This is a genomic window from Haloarcula sp. H-GB4 (assembly GCF_030848575.1).
In the GTDB taxonomy this organism is placed as follows: Archaea; Halobacteriota; Halobacteria; order Halobacteriales; family Haloarculaceae; genus Haloarcula.
In genome coordinates this window covers 18,750-38,096 of sequence record NZ_JAVDDX010000003.1, presented here as the reverse complement: position 1 = coordinate 38,096, position 19,347 = coordinate 18,750, and the positions used below count along the sequence as shown (strand labels likewise).

Here is a 19,347-nt window from a genome sequence, read left to right as displayed (position 1 = left end):
CACATGGCGACTCGTTCATCTCCATGGCAGCGTTAACTACAGCATGGCCCGTCAGCACAGGGCTAAAAAAGACACACAATCACTGCTGTCCGACAGCGCGGCCTGACCGTTCCTGCGCTTTCAGTGCCCACACGTTAGGATTCTCCTGCAGTTCGTACTCAGAGAGAAGGTTTGACTGGTACGCGTTATCAGCGAGTGACTCACGTGCGCTGTCCCATTCGTCGATTTCGATGCGGTTGAGCGGTCCGGAGACAATCACACTCCGCCATGCACCATCTTGACCAATATCGAAGGTGGTAAAACTCGCGACATCCGTCTGTTCCGCGTAACTTTCTTTCCGGAGTTCGGTGGTTGCGCCCAAAAACACGAAATATAGGGTGTCCTCTCCGTCGTACCCGAAAGATAGCGGCACGCCGTATGGCACTCCCTCAGCGGCCATCGACAGCACACCAACACCTCTCTCAGTTAGCACCTCATCAATGACCGATTCTTCCAATTCCGCACCCAACAAGGGTTGGTAATCTGAACTCATAGCTAAGATATGTTCTTGATAATGGATTAAACTGTGATAGGATTCCCAGAACCTCGGAATTCGAGTCTTGATTAACGACCCGGGGGAGCGCAGGCCACCACTATAACAGATAACGACCAACACTACTCCCTGTCACTTGCTACCTGAGTACAAGACTTTGTTACCTGTCAGTCCGAACAGGTGGTATGGCGATCGACCCACTGACTAACGACGAAGTTCTGGCGGTCCTTGAAGACTGTGAGGCGACGGCGGTCCCGACAGCACACATCTCTGCACGGCTTGCGGCCCCAAAACCGTATGTCACGACACACCTCCAACAACTCGCGTTGAAGGGATTAGTCGGGTTCAACACACACAGAGGCGTTCGCCGCTGGCGGCTCACAACCGCCGCGAGAGAAGCACGTGAGTAAGAGACAGGTGCCCCTTCCTGCTGTCGTCTGGGCACAACTCCTTCACAGAACGCTGGGCTGTGAGCACACGGCTATGCGTCGGCGCGAATATCCCGATCAACAGCGTTCCTCGCAAGCGTACCGAAGCGGTCTTTCGCGTCGTCTGCTAGTACGTAGCGCTCGTGGACATCATCCGGTTCTCTGCCGCGCCCACTCGCCAGACCAACGACATGCGCGATCTTCTCGTAGTTCTCTCTGACGAGCGAACCGACGAGATCAGGGAGGCCGGCGCGGCCGGCGAGTTCTTCGGCGGCTGCCCGCCCCGCGTACACCTGCTTTGCCGGCCGATCGACCAGCACCATCGCAAACGGTGGCTCGTCGAACTGGGCCGTCAGAAACGACTGAGCTGACTCATCATACCACGAGATCGCGCCGATATCGTCGACCTGCTCCAGAGCTTTCGCAGCCACCGAGCAGTACGGGCATTCGCCGTCGTAGATGAGAACCGAGCTAAAACGGGCCATGTATCTACTAGGGGTTCTCGATGCATATATCGTTGGATTGGGGGCCGTAGGTAGTGTCAGTGGCCAGTTCGGACCGCGACTTATCTGCCTTTATTTCCCTGAACTACCCTCGCCTGAGCCGAAGTTGTGTGCCGACTCTTGCCTGTTGTTTGGCACAGTTGCTGTGTAATCAGTTCGTTCATACGTCATTAGCTATCACCACGGAGTAATGCCCTTCACCAGACGGGTTCTCTGTACAGAGGATAGCCGTCGGACAGAACTACTTGGTACTATTGCCTCGAATTCGCTCCCGATTGTTGGTGTTGCGTTTCTCGACTGGAATGCGGCCGCACTGCTGTTTCTCTACTGGTTTGAGCTCGGTGTCGACTCGGTCTGGGCACTTGTCCGAGCAGTGTTTGCCGGTCGCCCACCGGAGATTGAGACTGGCACCTTACTTATCGGGTCACTGGCGACACGACAGTGCTCCCTCTCCGTCCCGAGAACCGGTCTGCGAGTCTATCTCACGACGCTGCTCGTGCTCCCAATTACCATTCTCATCCTGGCGGTCGTCTGGTTGTTTACTGGAGCCCTACTCGTCGGGCCACTGCCGGAACCCACTACAGAAACGGTAACTGGCGTGCTGCTTGCAACTGTTGGGATCTTCGTTCTGACGGGCGTCACAACGGTACGCAATTACTTCTACAACGGAGAATATCGGAAACATAACTCGACGACGGCGTTTCGCGGACTGTTACCTCGGATATGTACTGTCTTTTTCGGCGGCATACTCACTCTGACACTGCTAACAGCAGCTACGGAAGGGCCTGAAGCGGAACTCGGCAGTCTTGATCCGACTGTCGTCGGACTCCCACTGTTACTCATGGTCGTCTGCCTCAAATTCACCTCTGATCTCCTGGGCGTCTATAGCGACCGTCTTGCTGTCTATTTCAAGTCATACGATCAGGAATACGGCTGGCAAACGGCCCCGCCGAAGGCACGATCTATCGACGGGATGCTCGCTGATGCACCGGAGCGCGTTTGCCCGGTTCGCTGGGGACGGGTCATCGGCGGCCTCCTCCGACTCCCATATCACCCGGGAAGTGCACTTATCGGCGGCTTGGGGCTGCTCGTTGCGGCCCTGTTTGCAATTGGGGGTGCGTGGGACATCGTTGCCGTCATTGTTGTCGCAAGCGTTAGCATCCCGGTTCTCCTGCTGTGTCTCGATCAGCTATTGCGATACGGGACGGTCGAATACCGAATTGACTCTGACGCTGGTGCGCTCGTCGCATATGACCGTCTGTTTGGCACGGCACTCTGGCGGATCGAGTCGTGGGAGGAAAGCAGCCTCCGCGTTGAGAAGACGCCTCTTGATTCGCTGCTGGGAACAGAGACGGTTACTATCGAACACGCTGACGGCGAGTATATACTGCCACATCTGCCTGAGACCACCGCAGTCGTGGCGGTGTTTGACCGACAACCTGAGCGTTCAGAACAGATATTCCCCGGTCGGGCTGGTCTACTCGGCTGAGTCGTTTGAGCCCGTGCGGGGGTCGTTATCTATCCTCGGAGCCGATGTTGTCGGTCCACAGGTCATAACCGACGACAAGCGCCATGCCACTCGTTGGGATAATCAACAGCAGCCTGCCAACGGGTGAGAAGTCAATGCCTGCCATCGAGAGACCGATGTATGCGACAGCGAGTACTGGTGGGACAGTGAGTGCGGCACCGAGTTGAGTACTGTCCGCCCGGAGGTAGCCAGCGCCCCAGCCGACGAGTCCCAGGAGTATGAGCGGGATCGCAAGAGCCCAGATGAGGAAGGCGGTGAGTTCTCTCCCGATATCGTCTGTGCCGGCTGTGGTGAACAACAGTGTTCCAAGCAAACAGGCCCCAGTCCCACAGAGAGCGCCGAATGCGAACCCGCGCTGCAAGCGTGACATCGACGCGCTGTCACGCCTGAGGACGGCACCGAGACCGACCACCAGTAGCGCATTCGCGCCTATGATGAGTCCGGGCCTGAGTGTCTGTTGCACCCAAATTGCACTAAGCAGCGGTGGGTTGAATACATACGAATCTCCCGGCCGCGGTGTCGGCCAGAGTTCAAGCGGCACTGCGGTGATGAGCAGACAGACTGCACTCAGACCGAGGAGCGAAGCGGCGACCCGAGATGAGTGACGCATAGCAGGTCACTCACCTCCAAGAGCCACAACAGTTCCATCTGGAGAGACACCCACGATTCCGCCATCGAGTACTGCCAGTGAGACAGCCTGATACTCGGCTGGATACTGCCATACTGCCTCGCCAAAACGCGTTGTGAACGCGGTGAGGCCATCATCAGGCTGGAAGGTAAACACAGCGTCATCAGCCGCGGCAGTCACGGCGCCACCGAGATTGATTTCCGAACACCACCGTGGCTCCGGTGGACCGTTATCGACGCGGTCGAAGGCGAACGTCGCACTGGCGGCCTCACCGGGCCGCTCGATTGCATACACACTCTCGGGCGTCACGACCGGGAACTCAAGCGACCGCCTGTTGTCGAGACGCCACTGCTCGGTCCCGTCTGTGAGTGACCGGCCGAGCAGATCGCCGTACGTGTTGCTCACATAGACCGTCCCATCGGACAGGACAGGATATCCACCGGGCCGGTCCGAGCGTCTCCACTGGACCGCCCCGGTTGCGGCGTCTACCGCCACTATCTCCTCACCGGCGACAACGACGGTGTCGTCCACCATGGCCAGCCTCGTCCCGTTGGCGGTCGCCGTCCACTGCCGGCGTCCGTCGTCGGTCGCAAATCTCGCTACCCCGTCAGTCGTGGGGACGAACAGGGCGTCGTCAGTCACCGCTGGAACGCCTGCCCCGGCCGTGTCGGTGTTTCGCCACGCAACTGTTCCGTCCGCAACCTCGAATGCAGCGATACCGTCTGCCGTCGCGAGGAAGACGCGACTGTTAGCTATCACCGGTGGCGCTGGTTCGTCTACGATGTCGACCACTGACGGGACTGCCACCGGTGTGAGATCACGCCGCCATTGTTCTGTGCCGTCACGGAGCGATAGGGCGACGACACCGGTCGCCGTCGTTAGCACGACAGTTCCGTCGGCGACGACCACCGCGCTTGCACCGGTGATTTCACTGTCACCAGACGTTGTTGAAATATCTGCGTGCCATCTGACCGATGGTGTCGTCGTCTTCATCTGCACTGGCGCATAGCTCGTGTTTGCTGCGTCGAACCGCGGCGAGGGCCACGAGCCGTCGGGTACCGTTTTGAAGCCGGGGTTGTCGAAACCCGGTTCGACTGTATGAGATGGGTCTGGTGCGCCGTCGTCGGGACACGTCGACGAACAGCCAGCGACGCTGGCGACTGTTCCGGTGGCGACCATTCCGAGGAATGTCCGCCGCGATGTGGAGGGCATCGACTGTTCGTTCCGATACCTGCATAAAAAATGTTAATACGATATCCTGGTGAGGCGAAAATTCTCTTCTGTTGATCCAGGTCGTCCATCCATCTTCAAGTCAATTGTCGGGTGAAGCCCGCTCTATTATCGATTGGCGGCTCAGCCTGCGATAAATCCAGCAAAGCTTAGTGAACCGTTCGCAATAGCGTTTCCATGGCCGAAACGACACTTGCGACGATGGACGAACTATTGGAAGGCGCTTTAGATGACGTGGACGACCCTGAAGTCCGATACAAACTCAGAAGTGCGCGACAACTTCTCCAAGTCGTTCAACAGCGGCAGGATATCATGGATGAAGCCATCGATACTGCCATTGAAGATGAAGCGGTTCTAGAAAACCTCCGCGACCTTGGCTATACTGAGTGATACGACACTAGCTGTCTGTTGACTCAGAACAAGTCTTTTGTCCTTCTCACCTAACTCTCCGACATGGCAACAGATACTGCTGAGCAACTCAGGGCGGAGTTAGAGTCGGTGTTCACGAACGCGGATTACCCCGTCGAAGAACCGATGGAACTGGTGCCAGCCCTGCCGGACGGTCCAGGTACGACATTCGAGGCGGGTGATATACGCGTCGGGGTGATGGATTTCGGTGCAGAATACGCCGACTATCAAGAGTACCCGTACGAGACGGCGGAGGCCCTCATTGACGACCTGATGACTGGGTTTCGGGAAGAAGGACTGTTTGACTGAGCGGGACGTTCCTCACACCGCTTGACTGCGTGATGGATATTCGCTACTCAGCAGTAGGAACGAAGCTGTATCGACAGCAACTATAACAGCGTTCGCGACGAGGCTGTCTCAGGCCTCCGCGTCATACCCCGCATCCTCCACAGCGGCGATGAGCTGTTCTGTGCTCACATTGCCGTCGACAGACACCTGCTCGGCGTCTTTGTCGGCCTCAGCGCCTTGCACTCCGGTGAGCGCTTCGATGGCCTCTTCGACGGTCTGCTCACAGTGGCCGCAACTCATCCCTTCGACGGTCAACGTCGTAGACATAGCAGTTTTGACGAAGAAAGCACGGACCTTTTCGGTTACGACTTAACTATCAGGAAAGTAGTATATGGTCCTATTAGAATACGGTTATTTGAGATATCAACTCAGTAGATAGACATACGTATACCAGAATATTATCGATATAGTTTTCGGCGCTCAGTAAAGAAGGATTGCACCGCCTCGGGAACACTCCAAGCAGTTCTCGACCAACTTCGCCAAAAGCGGAACGATCCTCAGAACACCGTTCTGATCAAGCTACGATGAGTCCCACCGAGGCGTACTCGTAGCTCCCACCACAGATGAGAAGCGGGTCTGGTCTAAGAGCAATTACAGCGGTTAGAACTTTTGAGCAGCAGTTACAGGGATTGTAGCCCTGTCGGTCACGTCAACGCCGGTTCGTTGAGCCCATAGCAACCGCTACCGACGGTGAAATACCTGCGACCAGTGTGTGACTACACAGCCTCTTACTCTATCTCGGAAACGTCAACGGTGAGGACCGGAACGGACGACTTCGTGACGACCTTCTGTGCCGTGCTCCCGAGCATATTCTGCTCATATTTGTCTGCCTGCGTTCCCATCGTAATCAGATCAATATCGGCGTCTTCAACGTACGACACAATGTTGTCTGCCGGCTTGCCCCGCTGGGTCGCTGTCGAGACTTCGATTCCTTCCTGTTCCAGTGTGTCCCGGACTGCCGACGTGGCTTCTTCGCCCTCTGCTCGCAGGTTCTCAAGCACTTCGTCCTGCATCTCGTCATCCATCGACAGGAACGCCCGGTCGTCGATGACATACAGCGCGTGGACGGTAACATCCCGCCCGTCGGCAATATCGATTGTGTGTTCCAGTACCTGCTCCATTGACGCACTCCCATCCGTTGGAACGAGAATATCGCTATACATCGTTCGTACAAATCAAGTTGTGACAAACATCCCTTTCGATTCTGTTCAGGCATTGTAAATACAGTAGCTGTACCGCGAGTGTGGCGAACGATGCTCGGTTTCGGCCTGATGACACCGTTTCAAAGATAACCGAGCCGCTCCAGCCGCGACTGGAGATCTATGTCGTCAAAGCCATCGATGTCGTACTCTGCCATTTCATCTTCTCCGGTAGCGAGTTCGGTGATGTCGAGTGTCTCACTCCGCTCTGCGGAGTCAGCGACAACGTCGGACGGTGGGCGGTCGATAGGTGTGCCGTCGATGGACTCAGACCGCCGGCCCCGCACGACCGCTTCGTACTCATCATCCCCCCACGCTGCGCGCTTGTATACGGTGTCGCCGGGCCCATCACGATAGACGAGTGACGCAGACTGCCGGAACCGGTCGGGTTCGTCAGTGTACTGCTCGGCGTACTCCGCCGTCTGGCCGGTCGGTGGTGCTTGGTATGCAGTCGTTTGTCCATCGGGTGCGGCGAACCACCCGGAATCGTCTGCTTCGCCGTCGAAGGCAGCCAGCACAGCGTCGGGAAACTGTGCTAACGTCGCCAGGGACTCGATTCGCTGTCCCTCGGTCTGCCCCGGTCCGTGGACGACCAGTGGGACGTGAAACAGTTCCTCCTGTGTGCCCATCCCGTGCATGACGGCCGGTGGCTCTGTGGCGGCCTGTGGCGGCTCTCCGAACCCATCACCGTGGTCCGACGTGATGACCACGAGCGTGTCGTCTAACACACCGCGTGCCTCCAGAGCACCGACGACCTGCTCTAGAATGGCGTCAGTCTGTCGAATCGCTCCGTCGTACAGCGGTTCGAGCAGTTGTCCGACGCCCGCCGGGAGTTGCTCCCCATAGACGCTCCACTCCCACTTGATCGGGAGTTCGTCGTGCATGGCCCAGTAAAAGTCTGCCCCCCACTCATCGTAGGCGTCCCGCGTCACGTACGGCATATGCGCGTCCATCAGATTCAGGCACGCAGCCCAGGACTCCACTTGTTCGTCGATCCACTCAGTCAGCCTATCAGCGTACCAGAAGCCGTCGACACCGTTGCGGGTCTCGGACGGGTCGTCAACGTCTGTCGAATCGGGCCGTTCCGTAACGACGGTCTCGAAGCTGTCACTGAGTCCGGACGGGTGAACCGTGAGATACGGGTTCTCGGTGAACACGCCGGTCTCGTAGCCCTCCCCATCGAGGAAATCAAAGATGGTCTGGCCGGGTTGCAGCCGTTCAGTTATCTGGAGTTTATGGCCCTCTGAGGGAACACCGGTGAACAGACTCGTATGGGCCGGCAGCGACCAGCTCGCGGTCGTCCGTGCCTGCGTGTACACCGTCGCCTCACGACCGAATTCTTCGAGGAAGGGTGTGGTCTTGCGCCGATGACCTAACAGCGAGGTGTTCGCCGCGCGTACGCAGTCAAGAACGACGAGTAACACGTTTGGCCGACCCATTGTCAGGCTTTAGGAGGTCTTCACGGCAAAAGTATGTTCTGTAACCGTTCTCTTTCACGACAGCACCGGTGGTCCATCTCGACCCGTCTGGGAATCACATCGACCACTCGGAACAGAGCCAGTCGGTTATTCAGCGGTTGCCGGCGGAGAACTCTTCTATCAGTAAGCGCCAGATTCACCGCTTGTTGCCGTTACAAACCTCCAACCATTTTGATACAACCCGTCACTTCTTGGACTATGCCAGAAAGTCAAGACACAGGCTCTGTTGCAATCAGCGGCAAGTGTTAGTTTTGTACCCCGGCCGTCCAGTACAGAGGACAATTCTATCAACAAGTCTTTTAATTGGATTGTCTGACACCTAGAAGAGTCGCCCATGGTCCTTCGTCGAAGAAAGTACCTCCAATTCCTTCCAATGTTGACGCTTCCGGTTGTCTCGGGATGTAGCCAGCAAAATGAGTCGCCTTCGGTTATTCTTCGGATGGTACGGATCATCAATCTCTCCGAGACGGAGTTACCGGTTGAACTGACTGCGGTGGATGACACAAGAACGGCTGTTGGGCTATATACCGGACAGATTGGGACTCAAGGGCCGACTGCAGGGGATGGTGAAGTTGTCCTCCAGCCGAGTGAAATTATGGAGCCGCTCCAGTACGATTATTACCTCACAGTCTCCGGGTCCCAGCGAGCAAAAATCATCGCTAAAAGCCTCAAATCTGCCTATCAGAGAGAGTCGTCCGAACATCTCGTGGGATGTGTAGAACTCAGTTTCGCCATTCGTGATCCAACCACCGATGCCGAAGTGTGGGGTGACTACACGTTCTGGGAACGTTGCGAGACTGCCCCCGGAACAGTGGACCCCACGACCAGTTCCTGAACTGCACATACGCACCTTTCTGCGACCGACTGTTTTTGCCTGTTTTCTATCTGAAAATAGGACTTTAGCAGAGCCAAGACACAGTGTGCCAAACCCGCGGGAGTATATTTTATATGGGTCGACAGTCTGATGAGTAATACGTGGTCAAGTCAACGGTTCGGTTCCCTGAAGCGGTGATGGACTGCGTTGAGGAGATGGTAGAAGAGGGTGTCTTCTCGAACAAGTCCGAGTTTCAGCGGTTCGCCGTTGAGTACGTCCTTTCGGAAATCGAGGACTACGAACCCGAGATGGTTGATTTCGACGAACTACAGAAAGAAGTCTTTCAACACCAGCCGGTTTCCAGCCGGGGCGAAATGTCACCAGAGATCAACGAGAACTTCTACGAGAACGCCGCGCGCGTCCGACAGTTCGCTATTCGCGGTGACATCGAGACGGCAGAGGAGTACATCGACACCGCGTACCCCGTTACTGACCCTCGCTGTTTGCTCCTCGATGACTTGCTTGAACCCTATCGACAGCGCGAAACCGACGACGAGTAAGCTTCTTCTCGGAACTGGTACTTGTCGCCTCGCGGCGTCCATCGTTGGAAATCTCTGTGGCTGTGTCCTCGCCTCGGTAAAACGGTGACCAGTTCTCCGTATCTTTACACCGCTCATCAGCGAGCGTCTGTTCTCCGGAGCGTCAGTCGTCGTCAGCGCGGGCCTCTGGCGCTTCTTCCGAGCGTGGCCCAGCAGCGTGTCCCTCATGCGCCAGCGCCGTGGCGAACAGTTCTTCGGAGACAGCGGGCACCTCCGCATCTTCGACCGCTCCCTCGGACTCGATGTCGTCGACTGAACGCGGGTACTTCCTGAGGTCTTTGTGGATCGCAATACCCGCGTCTGCACCTTCGCCCATGGCGATCGGGATCTGGTTGTGGCCCGGCGTCAGGTCGCCGACGGCGTAGACGCCGGAGACACTGGTCTCGCCGTGGTCGTCGACAGCCACTGTCCCGTCGTCGTTTCTATTGAGCCCCAGTTCATCGGCCAGTTCCGCGTGGTAGTCCGACCCCAGCATCGGGAAGCCACCCTTGTACTCCCGAACGCTTCCGTCCTCGAATTCGTAGGCGGATAGCCAGCCGTCGTCGTCAGTCTGCTTCCCGGAGAGCTCCGTCTCGACGATCTCGACCGGGTGATTGTCAAGCATCGTCTGCGTCTCGTCGCTCCACTCCGGCGTTTCGCCGCGAGTCAGGATGTCAACGTCGTCGGTGTAGTTTAGCATAATCATCGCGACGTGGGCCGCGGCTTCGCCGGTCCCCATGACGAAGACCGGTTCGCCGACAAACATGAACGCGTCACAGTGGAGACACCAGTGCAGCCCCTTGCCGGTCCGTGGCAGCGGCGGGTCCGGACGCTCGTCGGCGAACCCGGTCGCCAGCACAACTCGCTTAACTGCCAGCTCGCCGTCGCTCGTCGTCACGGTGAAGCCATCCTCATCCTCGTCGGCAAGTGGGTCCACTGACTCAACGAAGCCCCGCTCATAGGTTCCGCCGTAGTCCTGCACCTGTTCGCGTGCCGTCTCTAGAAATTCGTTCCCCGAAACGTCCTCGGTGACGCCGATGACGTTGTGAGTGTCGGTCATCATCGCAGCGCGGCCCCCACCGCGGTTGATAACAACCGTGTCCATCCCCAGTCGGGAGGTGTACAGTGCGCTCGTCAGTCCGGCCGGCCCACCGCCGACCACGGCCACATCATAGTCGAACTGCCCATCGGTATACATTATCATAAAACACGTGCTCAAGGAATAAAAACAGCAGAACAGCGGCCATCGACACAGTAATGTGTCACTGGTGACTGACTTCTTGAGCGACGGGAACGACAGGCTCGCTGGCCCTCTGTCTCACCCAGGACCGAGGGCTGCGATATCAGCCCCGACCGTCGCCTGTGCATCAGCCGGATTCGGATCACTGTCGGCCAGATGCGTCCACTCATGAGCCGTCAGTGCCGACAGATGGTCAGTGATTGCGGTGCTGTACGGAGTCGCCTTCACAGTGCTCTCGCTGTCGCCCCAGATGTGGTTGATGACAGTCATTGAATCGATGCGTATCTCAACTGATTCCGGGTCACATCGTGCCGCTAGCGCCTGTAGTCCAAGGTGGAGGGCAGCGTATTCGGCGACATTGTTGTTCGTCCGGGAGCCGACTGGCCGTCCGAGCCGGGCAATCGGTGTCCCGTCGGCCTGAATCACAGCACCGGCTCCAGCCGGTCCGTTACTGTGCGCGCTGCCGTCCACATAGAGGACGACCTGTGACGCGGCGACAGCAGCCGCAGCCTGCTGTCTCGGTGGCGGGCTGGATTCGAGGACTTCCTCGATTGCGGTCCGTATTTCATCAGCCGTGGTCTCCGGGTCGAACAGGCCACCGTAGCCAGCAACGGCCGCATTAATCGCATCGATAGCGGGGGTGAGTTCATATCGATACAGCGCAAGCAGCTCATCGACCCGCGTCGCCAGCGGCGAGAGCGTCTCGGCTGGCAGACGCTCTCTGTCACCTGCCGGCTGATCCTGACGGTCCATCTATGATATGTAACTGCGGGCGGGTAAAAGACACTTCGCCGCAACAGGCCCAAGGACGGGCGGCCGGCGTACGGACATCTCTCGGTGACGGAGCTCACACAGGCTATCGATATCGCCGACCGAATGCTTGCGGAAGGACGGTCCGCGGTTGTCGAACTGAACAACAATTCGCTTCGGTGGCGTGGAACGCTTGACCAGCCGATACCGTACAGCTCTCCAGCGGTTGCCGCGTTGTTTGCTCCAACGACTGGAAGCTACGGATGGGAGTCCAAATAAGCCGTCGCTGCCTACCGGATAGATATCTGATGAACGTCGATCGGATCGAAGTAAGCCACACCGCTGCAGAGAAAGCTGACCGATATCTCACGCCAGAGCAACTCAAAACCGTGCTGCGGGAACACACCGGCTACGTGTGCCGACGCGCGTCACCGAATCACGACGACCTGTACCCGGACAACGAATTCACACTGCGCGGTGAGTTTTACGGACTACAGCTTGACATCGTCTTCGCCGTCGAAAGCGACCATGTTGCAGTCATTACACAGATGTCACAGCACAGCGACAGCTTGCGCGGACAGTTCTACGAGTACGTCGGCGACACCGCTGAGGATGCCGTCAAACACGCCAGGTCGTAGAGCGCATGAATTCAATGGACTGTCCGCAGTTGGGACCGCAGTTAACAGTACTGAGGCCGTAGCCGTGGCCACGATGGACAGACGGACCTTCCTCGCTGCGAGCGGGCTCACGGTTGCGGGGGCACTGACTGGCTGTAGTGCTCCCAGTGACGACCAGCAAGGGGGCGGCGATACAGTGACGGATTCCGGACAGACCGACGATGCAGCGACGGCTGTGACTGTCGAGACCGTCGCCGACGGGCTCGAATCGCCGTGGAGCATCACGCCGCTGTCTGATGACTCGCAATTGCTGGTCACAGAGCGCGTCGGCCGCGTGGTGCTGGTTGATCCAGCCGACGGCACAGTCACACCGATCAGTAATGCACCGTCGGTGTACGCGAGCGGACAGGGCGGGATGCTCGATGCGGCGCTCCATCCCGATTTTCCGGACCCGGCGTGGGTGTATCTGACATATTCGAAGGCTAACGACAGCGGTGAGTCGGCCACACATCTGGGCCGTGGTCGCCTGAACGTGGCTGACGCGAAGTTCGAAACGTTTGAACAACTACACGTCGCCGAGCCGTTTGTCGACTCCGACGGCCATTTCGGGTCCCGCGTCGTGTTCGGCCCTGACGGACTGGTGTACATGACTGTGGGCGACAGGCAGTTCAAGGACTTCGGGCCCGACCACGTCGCACAGGACCGGACGAACGAACTCGGGACCACACTTCGATTGACGCCCTCAGGCGGGATTCCCGATTCGAACCCGTTCACTGACGACCCGAACGCGGTCGCGTCGATATTCAGCTACGGCCACCGCAACGCACAGGGAATGACCGTCCACCCCGACACCGGTGCAATCTGGCAGGCTGAGTTCGGTGAACAGGACGGCGACGAAATCAACATCGTCGAACGGGGCGCGAACTACGGCTGGCCGGTCGCCGACGAGGGCTGTACCTACGGCAGCGGCGACCCGATCGGCGTCAGCCACGCGGAGCGTGACGATGTCATTGCACCGGTGTATTCGTGGGAGTGTGGTTCGGGAGGGTTCCCGCCCAGCGGCGCGACTTTCTACACCGGCGATGCCTTTTCCGAGTGGACCGGTGATTTGCTCGTCGGCGGGCTAGCCTCGCAGTACCTCGCCCGGTTCACCGTCGACGGGCGAACGGTTGAGGAGGCGACGCCTCTCCTTGCCGACCGAGGGTGGCGAATCCGCGATGTCGTGATTGAATCCGGGAGCGGCCATATCCTTGCTGTTGTTGACGCGCCGAATGCACCGATTGTCCGACTCCGGCCCGCCTGAGGCGGGAAATTCGTCGACAACGGCATGGAGGGCCGGCGACCCGTTCCCAGAGCCTGAATTGGTGCTGGAGGAGTGCGTCAGCGCTGGCAAGGTGGCGCTCCGGTCGCATAGCCCCACACAGATTTGCACCGATTCGTCCCGGAACAGCAAGCCTCGGACCGCGTCATTTTTGCTTCTGAACCCGCTAAACTGGCTGTGAATCAGACTGCGATTCTGCACGTTGCGTTCGGAGTACTGATCGTCGCAGGGTTCCTCGTTTCGGCACCACTGAGCTATGGCCTGTACGGACTGGGGGCCGCGTGCTTCATTGCCGGCATCGTACTTGCACGGCAGAACAGCGATGAACCGGAGACCGCTGATAGCGTCTGACATCTCAGACATAGACGCCGCTTTCAGGATGCGATCGAAGCTTCTACAGAGATGTACAATAAATATATGTCACATGGGCGCGAATAGATCGCTTCCTGACCGGTCACGCTTCCTGTAGCCGACCACCGTCGATGGCCACATTCTGGCCGGAAATGTAGTCAGCCGCATCACTACAGAAAAACAGAATCGGTGCCGCAACGTCCTCGAATGTGGCTGCCCGCCCACGCGGGAACTCTGAGACGTCCACGACAGTGTTTTCGACCGCAAAGGGCGACACGGTGTTGACCGTAATCCCATCGTCCTGCGTATCATACGCCAGGGTTCGCGTAAACTGCAGGACAGCCTTCTTCGCTGCGAAGTACGGGAAGTTCATCGGGACTGCTCTATCATCTCGCGCATCCGCCACGCCGAAGTTGACAATCCGCCCCCAGCCGGCTGACCGCATCGGCGGGAGCGCGCGCTGCGAGCAGAGGTACGTCGAATACAGACACCCTTCCACAGCGGTTTTCCACTCGTCGAGGGACAACTCGTCCCACCGCCCCTGTGGGAGCGGACCGACTGCGTTGACCAAGATATCGACATCGCCAAGTTCCGATTCACAGTCCGAGAACAGCGAATCAACGGCTTCGGGTTCCGTTACGTCGCCCTGTACGGTTGTTGCCTCCACACCGTGGGCCCGTGCGTCGGCTGCTGTCTCCGCCGCCGCTTCTTCGCTCGTCCGGTAATGTACGGCGACATCGGCACCGGCAGCTGCCAACTCGAGGAGCATCTCTCGGCCGACACGCTTCGCAGACCCTGTCACAAGAGCAGTACGCCCGTCCAGCTCCGGCTGAATTGCTACCACTTTTCGATATAGCGCTGTGATAAGCAAAAATGCGCGGGTACTCGCAACGCTTGATGACCGGCTGCTGTCCGGTGTCCCCTTTTCGCGTCATCCGAGCCAGCGTCCATCGGCCGACACACCACCCCCCAAGTACATTCCACCAACGGAGTACAACAATAGCGATTGAACCGCGTACCGCGGCGTGCTGTCAGTCGTCGGCAGGCGTCTCGGCTTCCTCCGTGGGACCGAGCGGTTCCTTGGGCTTGATCGGGTCCCCCGATTCCAGTCCCTTTTCTGCGAGTGCCATGCTCCCCATGACCTCGATGATGAGACGGTTGGCCAGCCCGCTGGTGACGCCCCCGTTGTAGGAACTACTGTCGCTGGTGTCGTAGGCCGGGGAGACTTCGACCACGTCGAAGCCGAAGTCCTCTGGGTCGAGGGCCTTCACAACCTCGCGGACCATGTAGATGGCTTCCCGCGGAACGAGGCCGCCGGGTTCGGGTTCGCCGGTGCCGGGTGCGTAGGCCGGCTCCATCACGTCCACGTCGAAAGAGACCCACACTGCGTCGGTCCCGTCAGTAGCTCGCTGGACCGCGTCGGCGACGATATCGTCGAGGTCCATCCCGCCGACATCCATGGAGGTGTACCACTTCATATCTGCCTCTCGCATCTCCTCATAGGTGTCCGGACCGGGCCAGAACCCACGCGGACCGATGAGCGTGTAGTTCTCTCCGGCCATGAGGTCGTCGTCGAAGACGCGCTTGACCCACGCCCCGTGGTCGTACTCGAAGCCGGTAAGGCCCTCGTCGCCCGTGTCCGCGTGACAGTCGAAGTGGATGAGGCCGATGTCGTCGTAGCCGTTCGCTTCGGCCCAGCCCTTGATGTCCGGGTAGGAAATAGAGTGGTCGCCGCCGATGACAATGGGCGTGGCCTGCTCGCTGATTTCGTAGACCGCGTCCTCGATGTTCAGTTGGCTCTCACGGGTGTCCCCGGGAGAGACGGCTGCATCGCCGGTGTCGGCCACACTAAATGTGTCGAAGGGGTCGACGCCGGTCTCGATGTTGAAATGCTCGTAGGGGGGCGAGGGGACCGTCGAGGCGGCCCGGACTGCACGCGGGCCGTAGCGGGTGCCCGGACGGATAGTCGTCGCCGTGTCCAGCGGTGCACCGAGAATACCGATGTCGACATCCTCTTCATCGAGCGCGTCGCGTTCGACTTCTGGGAGTTTGAGGAACGTCGGGATGCCGCTGAAAATGGGTTCGTTCGCTTCTTTGTGCTTTTCGCCGTAGATGTCGTCGCCGTTTCGGTTAGTCATGATATAGTGGTTTCCCGGGCTCGAACTGGTCGAACCCAGCGTGTGTATCGACAAAAGTAGATGATTGCGAACTACGGATAAGCGTTCCTTCGGATGTGTAAAACCCACCCTTATGACCACGAGTGGACATGTACCGTTCGAGTTTCCTTAAGGAATTTAATGCTGGCTCGCCCCTCTCGGTCAGCAGTTACTCCCCGGTGACCAGAGAAGGGTCGTTCCGGAAGGCCAGATGCGTCGCAACTGAGAGGCTGTCGCGGGCGTGTCTGGCGCTACGTTCGAGCAGGACCACAGCGCGCTGGAGCGCCAGCAACGGTTCGGGACGTTCGGCTTCGAGGTGGGCGTTCAGTTCGGCGATCCTGTCATCGACCAGGTCGAACGCGGCGCGGGCGTCTTCGGTCGCGTCGTAGTCGGGGGTCGTCACTGCCGACCGGGTCGCGCTCGCGGCGTCATCGAGCGCGTCACCGAGTTCGGTGAGCTTCGAGGCGGTCCGTTGGTCGGGTGTCGCCGAGTCGCTCGCCAGCCCCGCGATCTCGATGGCCGTGTCGGCCATCAAGACCACGTCCTGTGCGACCGAGCGGTACCCGATCAGTGGAAAGCCTGTCTCCAGCCCGACAGTCTGGTTCAGTCGCGGGTTCCGGTAGATAGTAAACACCAGACGCAGGAACAGGTAAAACAGCTTCTCGACCTGGGCCTGGCGGCTCTCCACCGTCTCGATGAGGGCCGTGTCACCCTCGATGAGCGCGGAAATCGCGTCCCCACGTATCACCGCCTCGGTGCGACTAAGTCGGCCCAGCAGCGTCGGGAGGTCGAAGTCCTCGGGCGCGACCGAGCATCGCACTGTCACCGTTGTTTCGGCCTGTTCAACGATACCCAGCCCCATTAGTCGACGCTCGGCATTCATTACGGCGGTACGGTGTTCGGTCTCCAGCGGTGCCGTCGCCTCGATTCGGATGAGCTGTCGGCCAAGAACGTACTGCGTGATGATGGCCCGCTCCAGCGCGTCAGGGGTCAGCGCGTCGGCGTCGATGGTCGCCTCTACGTCCTCGATAGTGGGCTGTTCGGGGACGACGAGCAGCGACCCACCATTTTCGTCGCGCTGGACGATGACCTCGTCACCCTTCGAGATGTCGTGTTGCCGTGCCCAGTCCACGGGCAGTGTCACCGCCAGCGTGGACGAGCCCAGCTGCTGGACTTTCCGTTTCATTCGAATCGGATCGGGCGTCACCACGCACCACTCCTATGGATTTTCGAAACGTCCATCAATCGCTCTATCTCTTATCAGATTAGGGCGCATTTTCTACTTCCGGTTGAAACAAATTCTCCACATTCGCAAGAAACTGAACGATATGCAAGTGCCTGCGCAGCTAAGGTATTAAAACAGTCCTAGGAGTTACGCACCGTACATGTGTCCACTAACACACTCCTACAGTCCATGCTCGTTGCGGGATAACTCTACTGTGTAAACAATACTGTCATAATCGCTTTATGTAGTCCTCAAAACGAAACTGATGTGACTCAATACCGTCCGGCCCGGAACCAATCTGGGCGTAAAACTGTGGAATCGGGCTACAGAGGCGATTATAGTTGTCCAATCGTCAACAGTGGTGGTTCGCCGTGAGCGTCATCCTCTACGGGCTTGCCGCCACCATCGTGACGATGATGGCGATCGGGTTCTACGTCGCGAAGAAGGTCAACGGCGACAGTATCAACTACATCGTCGCCGGTCGGGGACTCATTCTCCCGCTGGCCGCGGCGACGCTGATGGCGCAATCGCTCGACTCGAACGCGACGCTTGGGAACACCGACCTCGCAGCAGGCTTTGGTTTCTGGGCCGGCGCTGCACTGCCTGTCGGGCTGGCGCTCTGTCTGTTCCTCACCGGGCTGTTCTTTGCGAAGCCGATGAACCGACTCAACCTCACGACGCTGCCGGACTTCTACCGCCGAAAGTACGGTCGGACCGCCGAGATCGTCGCAAGCATAATTATGTCCGTCGCCTATGCGTTCCTGCTTGCGGGGAACCTCGTCGCCGGTGGCTACCTCTTCCAGATTTTCGTCGGGACGAGCTTCCAAGTGGGCGTGTTCATCATCGCCGGACTCGTGCTCACGTACACTGTCGCCGGCGGGCTGTTCTCGGTCGCCTACACCGACGTGTTACAGGCGGGCGTCGCGTTCATCGGCTCCATCGCGCTCATCGTCTACGTCACGACGAACTATGGCATCACGATTCCATCCGGGATGGGGCCGACGAACCTCGGGCAGCTCACCGACCCGAGTCAGGGGGCGTACATCAACCTCGCTACCATCGTCGCCCTCGGTCTCGGTGACATCGTCGCAATCGACTTCATGGAGCGGGTGTTTGCGGCTGACAGCCCCGAGACTGCACAGAAAGCCTGCTTCATCGGGGCTGCCGGTACGCTGATTATCGGCGTCCCGTTCTCCGTCGTTGCGCTGTCGGCGAACCCGATTCTCGCCTCCCTCGGTGTCGAGGCCGGGAACCAGGCCGTGCTGTATACGCTCCTCCAGAACGCCGTGCCGCCGTGGCTGGCCGCACTCGTCCTCGCCGGTATCGTCGCCGCCTCATTCTCGACGAGCGATGGGGCGATTCTGGGAACCTCTGCCGTTATTGCCCGGAACATCGGTAACATCCGCGTCGACGAAGAGGGTACCGCCAGCCCGGCAGCCGCCGCGGACGGCGGCGTCGACGAGGGCTTCTTTGGTTCGGAGAGTGACAAGCTGCTCACCGTCACGCGCCTGATGTCAGTCCCGATAACGCTACTTGGCGTGTTCCTCGCAATACGGGTTTCCGCGACCGGGATGTTGCTCGTGCTGGCGTTCGATATCATGCTGGCCGGCGCGTTTGTCCCGCTTGTGATGGGACTATACTGGTCCGATATCGCGACCACGCCGGCAGCACTCGGCTCGATGATTGCCGGCTCCGCCACCCGTCTCGTGCTCTTCGTGATGGTGCCGACGACCTACGCCTACGAGAACACGCTTCTGTACATCCCTAACGACATCTTCACCGCCGCTTTTGACGGCCTGCCGACGTTCATCGCCGCCGCGGTGGGACTCGTGGCGTTCCTGGTGATCGCCTTCGTCACCAAGGATGACTACCCGATATACAGCGTCGAGAAACAGAGCAACCCCAACATCGTGGCCGGCGGAGAGGAAGACTGAGTACATACCGCTTTATCACCAGTGCTTCCGACTACGCTGTCGAACAGCACATAGCAGCCCCGAGTTGCCACACTTAGAC

Annotated in this window: 22 protein-coding genes; 10 read left to right on the top strand and 12 right to left on the bottom strand. The window is 58.9% G+C overall.

Features of this window, described 5'->3' with window-relative positions:
* Nucleotides 1–79: 79 nt before the first annotated feature.
* On the bottom strand, nucleotides 80–532 hold the full coding sequence (locus RBH20_RS16415) for a pyridoxamine 5'-phosphate oxidase family protein (protein ID WP_306710599.1): 453 nt from the start codon (nucleotides 530–532) through the stop codon (nucleotides 80–82).
* Nucleotides 533–717: 185 nt separating this feature from the next.
* On the opposite strand from RBH20_RS16415, the gene RBH20_RS16410 reads away from it, so the two are divergent.
* Nucleotides 718–942 (top strand): hypothetical protein, encoded by a 225-nt coding sequence (locus RBH20_RS16410; RefSeq protein ID WP_306710596.1) that lies wholly within the window; start codon nucleotides 718–720, stop codon nucleotides 940–942.
* Between the two features lie 71 nt (nucleotides 943–1,013).
* Here the strand turns inward: RBH20_RS16410 and RBH20_RS16405 are convergent, their stop codons facing one another.
* Nucleotides 1,014–1,445 (bottom strand): DCC1-like thiol-disulfide oxidoreductase family protein, encoded by a 432-nt coding sequence (locus RBH20_RS16405; RefSeq protein WP_306710594.1) that lies wholly within the window; start codon nucleotides 1,443–1,445, stop codon nucleotides 1,014–1,016.
* Nucleotides 1,446–1,653: 208 nt separating this feature from the next.
* Between RBH20_RS16405 and RBH20_RS16400 the strand changes: the two genes are divergently transcribed.
* Complete coding sequence (locus tag RBH20_RS16400; protein ID WP_306710592.1) at nucleotides 1,654–2,952, top strand: DUF6498-containing protein; 1,299 nt, start codon at nucleotides 1,654–1,656, stop codon at nucleotides 2,950–2,952.
* A gap of 25 nt (nucleotides 2,953–2,977) precedes the next feature.
* Here the strand turns inward: RBH20_RS16400 and RBH20_RS16395 are convergent, their stop codons facing one another.
* Entirely contained in the window at nucleotides 2,978–3,601 is a 624-nt protein-coding gene (locus tag RBH20_RS16395) for a hypothetical protein (protein WP_306710590.1), read from the bottom strand.
* A gap of 6 nt (nucleotides 3,602–3,607) precedes the next feature.
* Entirely contained in the window at nucleotides 3,608–4,798 is a 1,191-nt protein-coding gene (locus RBH20_RS16390) for a PQQ-binding-like beta-propeller repeat protein (protein WP_306711214.1), read from the bottom strand.
* A 228-nt stretch (nucleotides 4,799–5,026) separates the two neighbouring features.
* On the opposite strand from RBH20_RS16390, the gene RBH20_RS16385 reads away from it, so the two are divergent.
* Both RBH20_RS16385 and RBH20_RS16380 read left to right on the top strand, forming a co-directional pair.
* The gene (locus RBH20_RS16385) at nucleotides 5,027–5,239 is read left to right on the top strand and encodes a hypothetical protein (protein ID WP_306710588.1); all 213 of its coding nucleotides are present in this window, start codon (nucleotides 5,027–5,029) and stop codon (nucleotides 5,237–5,239) included.
* A gap of 63 nt (nucleotides 5,240–5,302) precedes the next feature.
* Entirely contained in the window at nucleotides 5,303–5,566 is a 264-nt protein-coding gene (locus RBH20_RS16380) for an MTH865 family protein (RefSeq protein ID WP_306710587.1), read from the top strand.
* A gap of 108 nt (nucleotides 5,567–5,674) precedes the next feature.
* On the opposite strand, the gene RBH20_RS16375 is transcribed toward RBH20_RS16380, so the two are convergent.
* From RBH20_RS16375 to RBH20_RS16365, 3 genes are all read right to left on the bottom strand, one after another.
* Nucleotides 5,675–5,872 (bottom strand): heavy-metal-associated domain-containing protein, encoded by a 198-nt coding sequence (locus tag RBH20_RS16375; RefSeq protein ID WP_306710584.1) that lies wholly within the window; start codon nucleotides 5,870–5,872, stop codon nucleotides 5,675–5,677.
* Between the two features lie 461 nt (nucleotides 5,873–6,333).
* On the bottom strand, nucleotides 6,334–6,768 hold the full coding sequence (locus RBH20_RS16370) for a universal stress protein (RefSeq protein WP_306710582.1): 435 nt from the start codon (nucleotides 6,766–6,768) through the stop codon (nucleotides 6,334–6,336).
* Nucleotides 6,769–6,887: 119 nt separating this feature from the next.
* A complete protein-coding gene (locus RBH20_RS16365) occupies nucleotides 6,888–8,243 on the bottom strand; it encodes a sulfatase (protein WP_306710580.1) in 1,356 nt (451 codons plus the stop codon).
* A 1,014-nt stretch (nucleotides 8,244–9,257) separates the two neighbouring features.
* Between RBH20_RS16365 and RBH20_RS16360 the strand changes: the two genes are divergently transcribed.
* Nucleotides 9,258–9,656 carry a transcriptional regulator gene (locus RBH20_RS16360; RefSeq protein ID WP_306710578.1) on the top strand — a complete coding sequence of 133 codons (399 nt, stop codon included), beginning with the start codon at nucleotides 9,258–9,260 and terminating at the stop codon, nucleotides 9,654–9,656.
* A 142-nt stretch (nucleotides 9,657–9,798) separates the two neighbouring features.
* On the opposite strand, the gene RBH20_RS16355 is transcribed toward RBH20_RS16360, so the two are convergent.
* Both RBH20_RS16355 and RBH20_RS16350 read right to left on the bottom strand, forming a co-directional pair.
* Nucleotides 9,799–10,872, bottom strand: coding sequence for an NAD(P)/FAD-dependent oxidoreductase (locus RBH20_RS16355; RefSeq protein WP_306710577.1), 1,074 nt, complete (start codon nucleotides 10,870–10,872; stop codon nucleotides 9,799–9,801).
* Nucleotides 10,873–10,992: 120 nt separating this feature from the next.
* Nucleotides 10,993–11,667 (bottom strand): ribonuclease HI family protein, encoded by a 675-nt coding sequence (locus RBH20_RS16350; RefSeq protein WP_306710575.1) that lies wholly within the window; start codon nucleotides 11,665–11,667, stop codon nucleotides 10,993–10,995.
* 84 nt (nucleotides 11,668–11,751) lie between these two features.
* On the opposite strand from RBH20_RS16350, the gene RBH20_RS16345 reads away from it, so the two are divergent.
* From RBH20_RS16345 to RBH20_RS16330, 4 genes are all read left to right on the top strand, one after another.
* Nucleotides 11,752–11,943, top strand: a complete 192-nt coding sequence (locus tag RBH20_RS16345; RefSeq protein ID WP_306710573.1) for a hypothetical protein — start codon at nucleotides 11,752–11,754, stop codon at nucleotides 11,941–11,943.
* A gap of 29 nt (nucleotides 11,944–11,972) precedes the next feature.
* Complete coding sequence (locus RBH20_RS16340; protein ID WP_306710571.1) at nucleotides 11,973–12,302, top strand: hypothetical protein; 330 nt, start codon at nucleotides 11,973–11,975, stop codon at nucleotides 12,300–12,302.
* A 73-nt stretch (nucleotides 12,303–12,375) separates the two neighbouring features.
* Nucleotides 12,376–13,584 (top strand): PQQ-dependent sugar dehydrogenase, encoded by a 1,209-nt coding sequence (locus RBH20_RS16335; RefSeq protein WP_306710569.1) that lies wholly within the window; start codon nucleotides 12,376–12,378, stop codon nucleotides 13,582–13,584.
* Nucleotides 13,585–13,779: 195 nt separating this feature from the next.
* Entirely contained in the window at nucleotides 13,780–13,953 is a 174-nt protein-coding gene (locus tag RBH20_RS16330; RefSeq protein WP_306710567.1) for a hypothetical protein, read from the top strand.
* A 103-nt stretch (nucleotides 13,954–14,056) separates the two neighbouring features.
* Here RBH20_RS16330 and RBH20_RS16325 read toward each other — a convergent pair whose 3' ends face one another.
* The 3 genes from RBH20_RS16325 to RBH20_RS16315 form a co-directional block, all read right to left on the bottom strand.
* Nucleotides 14,057–14,755, bottom strand: coding sequence for an SDR family NAD(P)-dependent oxidoreductase (locus RBH20_RS16325; RefSeq protein WP_306711211.1), 699 nt, complete (start codon nucleotides 14,753–14,755; stop codon nucleotides 14,057–14,059).
* Nucleotides 14,756–14,984: 229 nt separating this feature from the next.
* Nucleotides 14,985–16,091, bottom strand: a complete 1,107-nt coding sequence (locus RBH20_RS16320) for an agmatinase family protein (RefSeq protein WP_306710564.1) — start codon at nucleotides 16,089–16,091, stop codon at nucleotides 14,985–14,987.
* A gap of 187 nt (nucleotides 16,092–16,278) precedes the next feature.
* Nucleotides 16,279–17,295 carry an AbrB/MazE/SpoVT family DNA-binding domain-containing protein gene (locus tag RBH20_RS16315; protein ID WP_306710562.1) on the bottom strand — a complete coding sequence of 339 codons (1,017 nt, stop codon included), beginning with the start codon at nucleotides 17,293–17,295 and terminating at the stop codon, nucleotides 16,279–16,281.
* Between the two features lie 410 nt (nucleotides 17,296–17,705).
* On the opposite strand from RBH20_RS16315, the gene RBH20_RS16310 reads away from it, so the two are divergent.
* Nucleotides 17,706–19,268 carry a sodium:solute symporter family protein gene (locus RBH20_RS16310; RefSeq protein WP_306710560.1) on the top strand — a complete coding sequence of 521 codons (1,563 nt, stop codon included), beginning with the start codon at nucleotides 17,706–17,708 and terminating at the stop codon, nucleotides 19,266–19,268.
* Nucleotides 19,269–19,347: the final 79 nt, after the last annotated feature.